The organism is Pseudomonas sp. PvP028 (genome assembly GCF_017832255.1).
In the GTDB taxonomy this organism is placed as follows: Bacteria; Pseudomonadota; Gammaproteobacteria; order Pseudomonadales; family Pseudomonadaceae; genus Aquipseudomonas; species Aquipseudomonas syringae.
This window is the reverse complement of sequence record NZ_JAFIBL010000001.1, coordinates 454,376-467,855: the sequence shown is the minus strand read 5'-3', so window position 1 is coordinate 467,855 and position 13,480 is coordinate 454,376. Positions and strand designations below refer to the sequence as shown.

General features: G+C 59.5%; 11 protein-coding genes. 3 read left to right on the top strand and 8 right to left on the bottom strand.

Features of this window, described 5'->3' with window-relative positions; all coding sequences use genetic code 11:
* Positions 1–209: 209 nt before the first annotated feature.
* The 7 genes from folK to dksA form a co-directional block, all read right to left on the bottom strand.
* Positions 210–716, bottom strand: a complete 507-nt coding sequence (gene folK, locus JOE34_RS02130) for a 2-amino-4-hydroxy-6-hydroxymethyldihydropteridine diphosphokinase (protein ID WP_003317735.1) — start codon at positions 714–716, stop codon at positions 210–212.
* On the bottom strand, positions 709–2,112 hold the full coding sequence (locus tag JOE34_RS02125; RefSeq protein ID WP_003345072.1) for a polynucleotide adenylyltransferase PcnB: 1,404 nt from the start codon (positions 2,110–2,112) through the stop codon (positions 709–711). Before JOE34_RS02125 ends, folK begins: the two co-directional genes overlap by 8 nt.
* A 698-nt stretch (positions 2,113–2,810) precedes the next feature.
* The gene (locus JOE34_RS02120; protein WP_004415163.1) at positions 2,811–4,244 is read right to left on the bottom strand and encodes a sigma-54 dependent transcriptional regulator; all 1,434 of its coding nucleotides are present in this window, start codon (positions 4,242–4,244) and stop codon (positions 2,811–2,813) included.
* Between the two features lie 22 nt (positions 4,245–4,266).
* A complete protein-coding gene (locus JOE34_RS02115) occupies positions 4,267–7,221 on the bottom strand; it encodes a sensor histidine kinase (RefSeq protein ID WP_004415167.1) in 2,955 nt (984 codons plus the stop codon).
* A complete protein-coding gene (locus tag JOE34_RS02110; protein WP_002552060.1) occupies positions 7,205–7,381 on the bottom strand; it encodes a hypothetical protein in 177 nt (58 codons plus the stop codon). The genes JOE34_RS02115 and JOE34_RS02110 overlap by 17 nt, the downstream gene beginning before the upstream one ends.
* 98 nt (positions 7,382–7,479) lie before the next feature.
* Positions 7,480–8,367, bottom strand: a complete 888-nt coding sequence (gluQRS, locus tag JOE34_RS02105) for a tRNA glutamyl-Q(34) synthetase GluQRS (protein WP_209995075.1) — start codon at positions 8,365–8,367, stop codon at positions 7,480–7,482.
* 698 nt (positions 8,368–9,065) lie between these two features.
* Positions 9,066–9,506: an RNA polymerase-binding protein DksA gene (gene dksA, locus JOE34_RS02100; RefSeq protein WP_003317723.1), complete on the bottom strand. Its 441-nt coding sequence runs from the start codon at positions 9,504–9,506 to the stop codon at positions 9,066–9,068.
* 348 nt (positions 9,507–9,854) lie between these two features.
* On the opposite strand from dksA, the gene JOE34_RS02095 reads away from it, so the two are divergent.
* On the top strand, positions 9,855–11,027 hold the full coding sequence (locus JOE34_RS02095) for a pyridoxal phosphate-dependent aminotransferase (protein WP_209995073.1): 1,173 nt from the start codon (positions 9,855–9,857) through the stop codon (positions 11,025–11,027).
* A complete protein-coding gene (gene sfsA, locus JOE34_RS02090; RefSeq protein WP_003345056.1) occupies positions 11,027–11,740 on the top strand; it encodes a DNA/RNA nuclease SfsA in 714 nt (237 codons plus the stop codon). Before JOE34_RS02095 ends, sfsA begins: the two co-directional genes overlap by 1 nt.
* Positions 11,741–11,770: 30 nt before the next feature.
* Here sfsA and JOE34_RS02085 read toward each other — a convergent pair whose 3' ends face one another.
* A complete protein-coding gene (locus tag JOE34_RS02085) occupies positions 11,771–12,100 on the bottom strand; it encodes a Rieske (2Fe-2S) protein (RefSeq protein ID WP_003345054.1) in 330 nt (109 codons plus the stop codon).
* Between the two features lie 241 nt (positions 12,101–12,341).
* On the opposite strand from JOE34_RS02085, the gene deoC reads away from it, so the two are divergent.
* The gene (deoC, locus tag JOE34_RS02080; RefSeq protein ID WP_003392637.1) at positions 12,342–13,127 is read left to right on the top strand and encodes a deoxyribose-phosphate aldolase; all 786 of its coding nucleotides are present in this window, start codon (positions 12,342–12,344) and stop codon (positions 13,125–13,127) included.
* Positions 13,128–13,480 lie beyond the last annotated feature (353 nt).

Here is a 13,480-nt window from a genome sequence, read left to right as displayed (position 1 = left end):
GCTGTGAAGACGGGTGCTCAGCGCGTGAGAGTCATCCTGGAAAAGCAGGCACACCGTCGTGTCGCGGTGTTTTGCAAAGGCCTGTTTCGCACCCGTTCGCCTGTGGTGTGGCGGCGGGAGGCCTATCTTCGTGAGGAGGGGGCGTGAAGTCAATTGAAGGTGTTACCTGTGCGTCCGACCGGTTACACCGGCGCGGTAACAGACAGGCTTCATGCCTCGGCGGGCAGACGTTCAAGGCCTGTGAACGGGCAATCATCGAGCAGACGATTCAGTAGGCGGCCGTCGGCCAGTGTCAGCCCCGGAGCCAGCTCTGCCAGCGGGTACAGCACGAAGGCCCTGGCCTGCATGTGGTAATGCGGCACTTTGAGGCGTGGCTCGTCGATCAGGCGGTCGCCGAACAGCAGGATATCGAGGTCCAGCGTGCGCGGCCCCCAGCGTTCGTGGCGTTCACGGCCTTGATCCAGCTCGATGGCCTGTAGCGCATCAAGCAACGTCAGCGGCGCCATGCAGGTGTCGACTGCCGCGACGGCATTGGTGAAGCGCGGTTGACCGGGCAGTAGCGAGTCGCTGATATAGAACGACGATACGCCGCTCAACTGACAATCGGGCAATTGCGCAATGGCCTTGAGGGCGCTGCGCAATTGCTCGGCCGGGTCAGCCAGGTTGCTGCCCAGACCGATGTACACGCGTTCAGTGGCTAACAGCGGTTCATTCACCGCTTTGCGCCTCGCCCGTGGTGCGCTTGCGTTTGGCACCGCTGTTACGACGACGCTTGCGCGGGGCTGTGCCCGCCGCTTCAGGCTTGTTGCTCAGGTCGCGAATCATGTCGCGGCGTTCGCTGTCGTTGCAGTCCTGATAATCGGTCCACCACTGGCCCAGACCATCGGTCTGCTCGCCCGCCGTTTCACGCAACAGCAGAAAGTCGTAGCCGGCGCGGAACCGCGAGTTGTCGAGCAGCAGGTCGGCGCGCTTGCCCGAACGGCGCGGCAGGCGCTCCTGCATGTCCCAGATCTCGCGGATCGGCAGCGTGAAGCGCTTGGGAATGGCGATGCGCTGGCACTGCTCGATGATCAGTTCGTGAGCGGCTTCCTGCATGGCTGCGATCGGCGGCATGCCGCGTTCCTGAGCACGCAGCACCTTGGCCGGTAGCGCAGGCCAGAGCAGGGCAGCGAACAGGAACGCCGGTGTGACCGGTTTGTTCTGCTTGATGCGCAGGTCGGTATTGATCAACGCATTGCTGATCAGCGTATGGGTGTAGGTCGGGTTGTATTCCAGGGCCTTGGAGCTGGCCGGGAACAATGGTTCGAACAGTTCCAGGTCCACCAGCATTTCAAAGGTGGGGGCGGCATGCCCGGAGAGGAACAGTTTGAGCACTTCCTCGAACAGGCGTGCCGATGGAATGTCACGCAGCATCGGCGCCAGTGCGCGGATCGGTTGAGCACTGTGCTTCTCGATGCCGAAGTCCAGCTTGGCCGCGAAACGCACGGCACGCAGCATGCGCACCGGGTCTTCTTTATACCGCTGTTCCGGATCGCCGATCAGGCGGATCAGGCGGTTACGGATGTCGTGCACGCCGTTGGCGTAATCCAGAACGCGCTCGCTAACCGGGTCGTAGTAAAGCGCGTTGATCGTGAAGTCGCGACGCTGGGCGTCTTCTTCAAGCGTGCCGTATACGTTGTCACGCAGGATGCGTCCGCTTTCATTGCGCGAGGACTGGTTGCTGTCCTCTTCTTCGTCATCCTGAGGATGATTGGCGCGGAACGTCGCCACTTCGATGATTTCGCGACCAAAATGGATGTGCACCAGCTTGAACCGGCGGCCGATGATCCGCGCGTTGCGGAATTCGGCACGCACCTGTTCGGGCGTGGCACTGGTGGCGACGTCGAAATCCTTGGGCGTTATGTTGAGCATCATGTCGCGTACGCAACCACCGACCAGATAGGCCTGGTAGCCGGCATTCTGCAGGCGCTCGACGATATTCACGGCATAGCGGCTGAATTGACTGCGTTGCAGCGAATGTTGGCTGCTGTTGAGCACTTCAGGCGTGGTGCGCGTATGTTGCTGCGGTTTGCGCAGTGGGGAACGAAATGACTGGAACAACTTCTTCAGCATGGGATGCACTGTTTGAAGGAATATTCGGCCAAAAACGTGGAATGACCGCATGATGGGCGGGGATTCTAGCATTTAGTCGAGTGATGGTGTAGGAAGCTGTCGCGGAAGGGTAAACGATGGCGCGGATCAAGGCGGGGAAGCTACTGGGGGAGCCGAAGCTCCCCCAAAGTGTGTGCTCTTTATTATTGTTTTCTGCCTGGGCTTCTTGTTTTTGTTGAGTGCCCATTCACGAGACTTTCGTCTGTGAAACCTCCCAGTCGGGAGTCAAGAGCAAACGGATTGCTTTGGTCGCTGCGTTGCAATGATCATTCGATCCAACCAGTTCAGGCGCTACCTAAGGGTAGTTTTTGTTGTTCTCGGCCTGGTTGCGGGGCAAGCCCCAAATACAACTCCTCTCCAAAAGAATCAGTTAGCTGCGCCTCCGCCGTGTTGTTCTTGTTATGCGTGAGTCGATTCGTATTGTTTTTATTGTGGGTGTCGTACTGCTTGTTGTTCTTCTTGTACTAAGCATATAGCAGAAGCTGTGCCAACTTTTGCCAAGCCCCGTAAACCGGGGCTTTTCGGGCAACAGGCCGGTTTTGCGCACACAAAAAAGCCGGGCCTGCGTTACCGTAAGACCCGGCTTTTGTTACGTGAAACGCTTGAGGTAACAGTTTGTACCCGCCCTGCGCACCGCGTGCCAGAGCCTTGGGCTGGTTTTATGTCTCGCTGGCCACGCCCTTGCGCCGCGGGATACCCAGACGTTGACGGCGTTCCCACAGACATTTGCGACTGACGCCCAGTTTGCGTGCCAGCTCGGTTTCAGTCATGTGGTCCTGATGCTCCAGAACGAAGTGCTGAAAATAGTCTTCAAGCGACAGGTCTTCGGCGGGCTCGTTGCCCGACGAACCGGAAGAGCCCGGTAACGGTGCCATGCCCATGTACTCGTCGTCATCCAGCCCGTCGAGTTCAATGTCGATGCCCAGCAGGTCAGCGGTGATTTCCGGGTTCTCGCAGAGAATCACCGCGCGCTCCACCGCGTTTTCCAGCTCGCGCACGTTACCCGGCCAGCTGTAATGGCGGATCGCCTGTTCGGCGTCGTGTGCAAATTTGAGGTCGTCGCGTCCGACCTTGCTGCTCTGGCGGACCAGGAACGCACGAGCGATTTCCAGGATGTCGTTGCCACGTTCGCGCAGCGCCGGGAGTTTCAGGGCGATAACGTGCAGGCGATAGAACAGGTCTTCACGAAACTCGCCATTTTTGGCCAGCGTTTTCAGATCCCGGTGGGTCGCGGCAATCAGGCGTACGTCGACCTTTTGTGATTGCACCGAACCGACGCGACGAATCTCGCCTTCCTGCAATACGCGCAGCAGGCGAGCCTGGGCTTCCAGGGGCAGTTCGCCGATTTCATCGAGAAACAGCGTGCCACCGTCAGCGGCCTCGACCAGACCTGCGCGGCCTGCGCTGGCCCCGGTAAACGCGCCTTTCTCGTGACCGAACAGTTCGGACTCGATCAGCGATTCGGGAATGGCCGCACAGTTGACGGAAATCATAGGTGCCTTGGCGCGGCGTGAGAGGTTGTGCAGAGCGCGGGCGACCAGTTCCTTACCGGTGCCTGACTCCCCTTGAATCAGGACGTTGGAATCAGTCGGGGCGACTTTGCGGATCTTGCTGTAGAGATCCAGCATGGGCGGGCATGAGCCGATGATGCCGATCTCGCCGTTATGGTTCTGAGCCGGGCCTTTTTCAGCATTGCTGGTCCTGGCGGTGGCGCTGCGTTCGTCCTGAAGATGCTTGACCGTCTGCCGGTCACGCAGGATCCGCGAGACCGCCTGCAGCATTTCATCGTGATCGAAGGGTTTGGCGATGTAGTCCACCGCGCCCATCTTCATCGAATCGACTGCCGAGCGCAGGCTCGCGTAGCTGGTCATGATCAGCACCGGTTTGCCTTCGCCGAGCTTGATCAGTTCGGTGCCGGGCGCGCCGGGCAGGCGCAGGTCGCTGACGATCAGATCGAACGACGGGATGCTGAAGCGTTCCTGAGCCTCTTGAACGGAGCCGGCTTCACTGACTTCATACTGGTTGCGTTCAAGCAGGCGACGCAGGGCTGAGCGGATAATCGTTTCGTCTTCGACGATCAAAATATGCGGCATTGATTCAGTTCTCTCGACGGTCTCAGTTCGCGGTGGACGTCGCGTCGACATGGCGTGGCAAGGTCACCCGAATACGGGTTCCACGCTGTTGCTCGGGATCGGCCGGGCTGTCGATGGTGATTTGTCCATAATGCTCTTCAACGATGGAATAGACCAGCGCCAGGCCAAGTCCGGTTCCCTCGCCAGGATCCTTGGTGGTGAAGAACGGCTCGAACAATCGGTCCATGATTGCCTTTGAAATCCCACTGCCTTCGTCTTCGACGATCAAGTCCACAGTGTGCTCGGATACTTCGCTTCTGACCCTGACTGCGCTGCCTGCCGGGGAGGCATCACGGGCGTTTGAGAGCAGATTGATCAACACCTGCGCCAGCCGCTGCGAGTCGCCGACAGCCCAATGCTCGGGGTTGCACAGGTTGTAGAAGTGTACTTCGAAATTGCGCCGGTTCAGCGCCAGCAGACCAATAGCATCCTGGGCCACCACGGCCAGACAAACGGCTTCGTCGCTATGCTGATGAGCGCCCGCGTGGGCAAAACTCATCAATGACTGGACGATGCGCGAGACGCGTTTGGTCTGTTCGAGGATCTGGCTGCTGATCTCCTTGAGTTCGCCGTCTTCTTCGCGTTCTTCGCGCAGGTTCTGGGCGAGACAGGCAATACCGGTAATCGGATTGCCGATCTCGTGCGCCACGCCGGCGGCCAGTCGGCCGATACTTGCCAGGCGTTCCGAATGCACCAGCTTGTCTTCGAGCATCTGCGTGTCGGTCAGGTCTTCGACCAGCACCACCAGGCCGCTGTTGCCCGGCGCCAGAGGCTCGTTGATGGCGGCCTTGTGCAGATTGAGCCAGCGTGTCTGGCCGTCCAGACCGAGCTTCTGCTTGTGTAAATGCTCATCGGGCAGGCTGGTAAAACCGGTCAGCAGGCCCTTCCACGGCTCGGCAATGGTTTCCAGTCGTGAACCCACTACGCGCTGGGCGACGATGCCGGTCAATTCCTCCATGGCCCTGTTCCACATCAGGATCTCCTGATCTTCGGCCAGCGAGCAGACCCCCATTGGCAGTTCCTGAAGGGTCTGGCGGTGGTAGCGGCGCAGGGCATCGAGTTCTGCGGCAAGGCCGGTGAGGCGCGAGTGGTAGTCCTCAAGCCGGCTTTCAATAAAATGTATGTCTTCGGTGACGTATTTTTCGCTGCCTGATTTGTACGGCAGAAACGTTTCCACCATGTCCTGGGCAACGCTCGGCCCCATCAGCCCGGACAGGTTGGCCTCGATGCGGTCGCGCAGGCGGCGCAGGGCATAAGGGCGGCGCTCGTCGAACGGCAGGTAAAGATCGCGCAGCGCTTGCTCGACCTCTTTCTGTGCGGCTTTCGCGCCCAACGGCTTGGCCAGTTGGGTGGCGAACTCCTGTGGCGACACCGCGTGCAGTTCCCGGCGTTGCGGGCGGCGCACGTTGTCGACTGCGCAGGCCTCGGCGGCCCCGGCTTCTTCAGGGCTGGCATTGGTGAACAGCGAGATCAGGGTGAACAGCAAGACGTTGGCGGCCAGCGAGGCGATGGCTGCCATGTGCCAACTGGTGTCGTCCAGCACATAAATCATGTTCAGCCAGGGAATATAGAAGCCCTGCAGGTTGCCGATCAGCGGCAACAGCATGCTGACTGCCCAGACCGAAATGCCGGCCAGCAGCCCGGCGATGAAGCCGCGTCGGTTCGCGGTCGGCCAGTACAGTACCGACAGCACGCCCGGCAGGAATTGCAGGGTTGCAACGAAGGCGACGATGCCCAGATTGGCCAGGTCCTGCTGAGCGCCGAGCATCAGGTAGAAGCCGTAACCCAGCGCGATGATCGCCACGATCAGTCCGCGTCGTGTCCACTTCAGCCAGCGATAGATATTGCCCTCGGCGGGTGGCTGATACAGCGGCAGCACCAGGTGATTGAGTGCCATGCCGGACAACGCCAGCGTGGTGACGATGATCAGCCCGCTAGCCGCCGACAGTCCGCCTATATAGGCGAGCAGGGCCAGAGACTTGCTGTTGGCGGCAATGCCTATGCCGAGCGTGAAATATTCCGGGCTGGTGGTGGCGCCGAGCTTGAGCCCGGCCCAGAGGATCAGCGGCACTGCGAGGCTGATCAACAGCAGAAACAGCGGCAGACCCCAGCTGGCGCTGACCAGCGAGCGCGGGTTGAGGTTTTCCGTGAAGGTCATGTGATACATGTGCGGCATGACGATGGCCGAGGCGAAGAACACCAGCAGCAACGTGCGCCACGGGCCTTCCTGCAAAGGCGTGTGCAGCGAGGCGAGGGCGGTCTGGTTCTGCAGCAGCCACAGTTCCAGTTGTTGCGGGCCGTCGAACACGCCATACAAGGCATAAAGCCCGACGCCGCCCAGGGCGATCAGCTTGATCAGCGATTCAAAGGCGATGGCGAACACCAGGCCCTCGTGTTTCTCACGGGTCGCGATGTGCCGTGAGCCGAAGAAAATCGTGAACAGGGTGATCAGTGCGCAGAACGCCACCGCGACCCGATCCTGCACCGGCTCGCGGGTCAGAATGCCAATGGAGTCGGCGACCGCCTGAATCTGCAAGGCCAGCAGTGGCAGCACACCGATCAGCATGAATACGGTGGTCAGCGCGCCGGCCCAGGTACTGCGAAAACGGAAGGCGAACAGATCGGCCAGTGATGACAGCTGGTAGGTGCGGGTAATTCTGAGGATCGGGTAAAGCAGCACCGGCGCGAGGAGGAAGGCCCCGGACACCCCCAGATAACTGGACAGAAAGCCGTAGCCATACTGATAGGCCAGACCGACCGTGCCATAAAACGCCCAGGCGCTGGCGTAGACGCCCAGTGACAGGGTGTAGGTCAGCGGGTGACGAATGATCCAGCGCGGAATCAGGCCATGTTCGCTGACCCAGGCTACGCCGAACAGCACCAACAGGTAGGCGGCGCTGACCAGCAGCATCTGCGTCAGACTAAAGCTCATCGGCATCTCGCTGGCTCTGCAGAATGAACGTCACCACAATCAGGATCAGCCACAACATGTAGGGCCGATACCAGGCACCGGTGGCATCGATCCACCAGTCCATGATGGCTGGAGAGAACAGATAAATGCCGACCACCAGAAGCAAAACCAACCGGTATATGTACATCTGGTCTCCCTGCGCTGGTAGATGAGGAGCGGCATGTTAACGGATGCCGGATAACCTGCAAGTATCCTTGCGTCGCAGTTTGCGGCGACCGCTCTGGATCAGTCTATCCGGGCTTCCTCAATATTGCGCAGTCGGGGTATCAGGTCAGCGTTCCAGTGACGTATGCCCCAGGCGAGCACTTCCTGCGCGGTGCCATCGGTCATGTGCGCATCGAGCGGCTGCCCCAATGCGCGCAAGGCCCGAAGCAGCAGCGGCGTCGCCTGATCGGCCGGCAGTGGTGGGGAGCGATAGGACTTGCCCAGCTTGTGACCATCGGGTTGGGTGATCAACGGTACATGCAGGTAGCGCGGTTGGGGCAGGCCCAGCAGTTCCTGCAGGTACAGCTGGCGGGGTGTCGAGTCGAGCAGGTCGGCACCGCGAACGATATCGGTGACGCCTTGCCAGGCGTCGTCAATGACCACGGCCAGTTGATAGGCATACAGTCCATCGCGCCGGCGGATTACAAAGTCACCGCTTTCGCGCCCCAGGTGCATTTTGAAGGTGCCCTGAACCCGGTCTTCGAAGCGATATTCCAGCTCCGGAACGCGAATGCGGATTGCGGCGTTGTCCGGCGAATGCCCGGCATTGCGGCAGAAACCCGGATAGACACCCTGAAAGTCTTCGAGCTGTTTACGCGAGCAGGTGCAGGCGTAGGCCAGGCCATGATTGAACCAGCGCTGGAGGATCTCGGCGTAGGCGTCATGACGCTCGCTTTGCCGCACCATCTGGCCGTCCCATTCAAAACCGTAGCGCTCGAGTGTCTCGAGAATCCCCGCCTGCGCGCCGGCTACTTCACGCGGCAGGTCGAGATCCTCCATGCGCAACAGCCACTGACCGTCTGCCGCGCGCGCATCGAGATAGGAGGCGAGGGCTGCGACCAGCGAGCCAAAATGCAGGTAACCACTGGGAGTCGGCGCAAAGCGCCCGATATAGGCCGGTTTTTTCATGGGCGGGATGTTACGGGTGACGGGCTTGGGCGGGCAAGTGGAACGCTGGGGAGAGAAAAGGTGATCTGAGTCGTATCTCAATCCACCTGACAAAGAAAACCGCCGTGTGACGCATAGCCCCACGAACTGCATTCCCACGCGGAGCGTTGTAACGATGGTCAGAACAATCTCATGCCTTATCTGCAGCTGCTGCCAACGAAGTGCTTTTTTGATCGCGATGGCATGAACGACGCAAATTGCGACGTTAGTGACGGCTGAGTCCTGGCGCTGATCCGGGGGTAACTCGGCAAGGATGCCGAGTTAGCCGCACCGGGCCATGGATGGCCCGTTGCGGCGACCCCCGGATCAGTGTCAGGGCGAAGGGACCCGACGAAGTCGGGCCGGAAACAGGAGCGAGGGGGTTTGGTTACTTTGGCCCCATCAAAGTAACTCGCCGAGGGGCGAAAAGGTGACCTGAGTCGAACTCCAATCCACCTGACATCACGGAACCGCTGTGTGACGCAGAGCGTCACGAACTGCATGCCAACGCGGAGCATTAGCACGATAGTCAGTTAGATTTGTGTATAACACCGAGCGCAGAGCGTGAGGAACAAGAAGTGTCCGGAGAAAAATTTCCCTTGGCATGCGTTGCGCAGAGTGACTTCCACAGGCACAAAAAAAGACGCCGAAGCGTCTTTTCAGTCAAAGGCGGCCCCAGGTCATTTACCGACCTGTTTTTCCTTGATTTCTGCAAGGGTCTTGCAGTCGACGCACTGGTCTGCAGTCGGGCGAGCCTCAAGACGGCGGATGCCGATCTCTACGCCGCAGGATTCGCACCAGCCATATTCCTCGTCCTTGATCAGTTGCAGCGTCTTGTCGATCTTCTTGATCAACTTGCGTTCGCGATCGCGGGCACGAAGTTCGAGGCTGAACTCTTCTTCCTGACTGGCACGGTCGGCCGGATCAGGGAAGTTGGCAGCTTCATCCTTCATATGGTCTACCGTTCGGTCGACCTCTTGCATCAAGTCCTGCTTCCACTTGTTCAGGATCTTGGTGAAGTGCGCGCGCATCGGCTCGCCCATGTACTCTTCACCCTTCGTTTGCACGTAGGGCTCAAAGCCGCTGATTAGATGGTTCTGTTGCTTTTCTGGGGTGGGCATGTCTGGACCGCCTCTCACTCTTCTAATCTATTGCGCAGGATTGTTCCATCACCGACACCCGTCGGCCCTGCAGCTGCAAGCGGGCGAACTTACCAGATCAAATCGGAGTGCGCTACTCCCGGTTGTCGAGCATGACGACGCCGTCTTCTTATGGAGATGGCCATTTCGCATCTGCCCTGCATCTAAATGAACTCTAGTCGCTGCGCACCGTCGTAGCTTTCTTTTATTCAGCGTTCGGGGACCGGGTTTTTCAGTCCGCAAACACACCGTCGGGCGGGTGGTTGGGTAGAATCATGGCGCGCCGTGATGACAATCATGTTTTAACACCCGCCCTCCAAAGGAATATCCATGAGCCAGCCTTACAGTGCGCGCAGCCGCGCCATAGAACCTTTTCATGTCATGGCGTTGCTGGCGCGTGCCAATGAATTGCAGGCGGCGGGTCATGATGTGATTCACCTTGAAATCGGCGAGCCCGATTTCACCACTGCGCAGCCCATCATTAAGGCTGGCCAGGCGGCACTGGCAGACGGCAAGACGCGTTACACCGCCGCGCGCGGCCTGCCGCAGCTGCGCGAGGCCATTGCCGGGTTTTACGCCCAGCGTTACGGCGTCGACATTGATCCTCAGCGCATTCTGGTCACGCCGGGTGGTTCAGGCGCGTTGTTGCTGACCAGCAGTCTACTGGTCGATCCGGGCAAGCACTGGTTGCTGGCCGACCCTGGCTACCCGTGCAATCGCCACTTTTTACGTCTGATAGAAGGCGAGGCGCAGCTGGTGCCGGTAGGTCCCCAGGAGCGTTATCAACTGACCCCCGAGCTGGTGGCCAAGCACTGGAACCAGAACAGTGTCGGCGCGCTGGTGGCATCGCCCGCCAACCCGACCGGCACTCTATTGAGTCGTGACGAACTGGTAGCCTTGTCTCAGGCATTGAAAGCCCGCAATGGCCACTTGGTGGTGGACGAGATCTATCACGGCCTGACCTACGGTGTGGACGCCAGCAGTGTGCTGGAGGTGGATAATGACGCTTTCGTCCTCAATAGCTTTTCAAAGTATTTCGGCATGACCGGGTGGCGTCTTGGCTGGCTGGTCGCGCCAGAGGATGCGGTGGCCGATCTGGAAAAGCTGGCCCAGAACCTTTACATCAGCGCGCCGAGCATGGCGCAACATGCTGCGCTCGCCTGCTTTGAGCCGCAGACGCTGGCCATACTCGAGCAACGGCGTGCCGAGTTCGGCCGCCGCCGGGACTTTCTGCTGCCAGCGCTGCGCGAACTGGGGTTCGGTATTGCCGTCGAGCCGGAAGGGGCCTTTTATTTGTATGCCGATATCTCCGCGTTTGGCGGCGATGCCTTTGCCTTTTGCCGGCACTTTCTGGAAACCGAGCACGTTGCCTTTACACCTGGCCTGGACTTTGGCCGTTTTCAGGCAGGGCACCACGTGCGCTTTGCCTATACGCAAAGCCTGCCGCGCCTTGAACAGGCGGTCGAGCGAATCGCTCGCGGTCTGCGTAGCTGGGGCGTCTGATGCGTTTTTCTCCGCAGCTTGAACAGGGTCGTCTGCTGGTGCGTTATAAGCGTTTTCTCGCTGATATCGAAACCGATAGCGGTGAGTTGCTGACCATTCACTGCCCTAACACCGGTTCGATGCTCAACTGCATGATGCCCGGCGGGCGCGTGTGGTTCAGTCGCTCGAATGACCCCAAGCGCAAACTGCCGGGCACTTGGGAAATCAGCGAAACCCCGCAGGGTCGCCTGGCCTGTATCAATACCGGACGGGCCAATACGCTGGTTGACGAGGCCTTGCGCGCCGGGGTCATCAGCGAACTGACGGGGTTCACGGCGCTCAAGCGCGAGGTGGCCTACGGACAGGAAAAAAGCCGTGTGGACTTTCGTCTGGAGTATCCGGATGGCTACCTGTATCTGGAAGTGAAAAGTGTCACTTTGGGGTTCGATGGCTCCAGCGTGGCGGCATTCCCCGATGCGGTGACCCAGCGAGGCGCGCGGCACCTGCGCGAACTGGCGACGCTGGCGCGCGAAGGCGTGCGCGCCGTGCTGCTGTATTGCGTCAATCTCACCGGTATCGACGCTGTGCGGCCTGCGCAGGAGATTGATCCTGCCTACGCGGCGGCGTTGCGTGAAGCTATTGATGCCGGTGTGCAAATTCTTGCCTACGGTGCGCAACTGACGTCGGAAGAGATTTTTATCGACCGTCGCCTGCAGGTGCACGGACTGGATTGAGGCATCTGGCTACAGGCGGTTCAGACTCCGTCATGCCTCCAGATGCAGCGACACCCAGATGCCCTCGGCGTCTTCACGGCTTTTGATGACGGTCAAGGACTGGCCTTCGCAAGGCCCGGCAACGCATTCGCCGTTCTCGATCAGAAACAACGCCCCGTGCGTAGCGCACTGGATCAGGCTTGCACTGCTGTCCAGAAATTGATCGGGTTGCCATTCCAGGGGAATGCCGCGATGCGGGCAGCGGTTTTTGTAGACGAACACTTGGCCTTGGCGGCGCACGGCAAACAGTGCATGTTCGCCCAGCGCGAAGCCTTTGCTGTGGGCTTCGGGCAGGTGGCTTGAAGTGCAAAGGAATATCAAGAAGCCTCCATAGGCCAGTTGTTAGAGGGCCCGTTTTAGGGTGCCAGTTTTCAGGGGCGATGCCTGATCGGACAAGTCTGGCATTTTCTTCGGATTGATGCGCTGCGTTACGTTGAAGTCATTACAGGGTAAGTCGGTTCTTTCCTGTCTTTCTGTAGCTTTCGTCTCTAAGCGCATCGCCTACGCCTGTAGGCCTTGCAGCCATATATCGTCCGCTCATGTCTTGCAGAGCGGAAATACTATGAAAGAGATGACAGCAGATGATGAGCGACTGGCGCGTCAGGTCATCGGGCTGCTTGAGCTGTTCGCCCTCAACACAGACGACACGGAGCAGCGCATTGTCGGCATCTGTCGGCGTGCATGTACGCCTGTGGGGCCGGTTGCCGCGGTCAGCGTCCAGCAACGTTTCGTGTGTCTGGCACGCACCACGCTGGATCGCCTACAGGCTCGTCATATCAAGGTCGTCGCCGTGGTCAATTTCCCTCATGGCAGCAGCAATGTTCAGTCAGTCATCGCCCAGGTACGCGCTGCGCTGATGGCTGGCGCGGATGAGATCGACGTCGTGTATCCCTTTCGCGCGTTGCTCGGCGGAGATCGGCAGCCCGGCCTGGCGATGATTTCGGCGTGTTCGGCTTTGTGTGCCGGGCAGGTCAGGCTTACCGCTACCCTTGAAACCGGTGACTTGCGTGACTCGCAAATGATCCTCGATGCGTGTCGCGATGCGATTGTTTCGGGCGCTGACTTCATCAAGACCAGCACGGGCAAGGCCGCCACGCATGTCACGCCGCAGGCTGCACGGATCATGCTGGAGTCCATTGCTGACGTAGGCGGACAAGTGGGGCTCAAGGTTGCAGGCGGGATCCGTACGTTCGACGAGGCGCGTGTTTACATGGCACTGGTCCGCGCGCGATTTGGTCTGCAATGGATCAGCGCCGGACGTTTACGGCTGGGAGGATCGAGCTTGCTGGACGATTTGCTGGCAAGGCTCGGCCTGCTCGAATCCCATGGCGGCGGCGCTGGCTTTTGAATGACCGGTGGTTTTGTGCCGGGCAAAAAAAGACCCGGCAAAGAGCCGGGTCAAAAACCGTGATTAGCCTGATGAGGAGATAATCTGAAAGTCCGAACCAAGGTCTTTCAGGCTACCGTCCAGTCTCGCGACCGGATGTGATAATCATAACGATTCTCATTTGTAAGTCAACATTTCTTTTGGTTGCCCGGACGCCGGTTCCTGCGCCTGATTCAGCACGCATATTTGAGGGCTAAAAAGTGCTGAGCACAGCGAAGACCGGATTGCGCATGCAAGAGAAGGGGGGCATGAAAAGAGTGCGATACATCGCAAGCCCGCTATGCATCGCGCATGCAGGCTGCAACGTTTTTGCG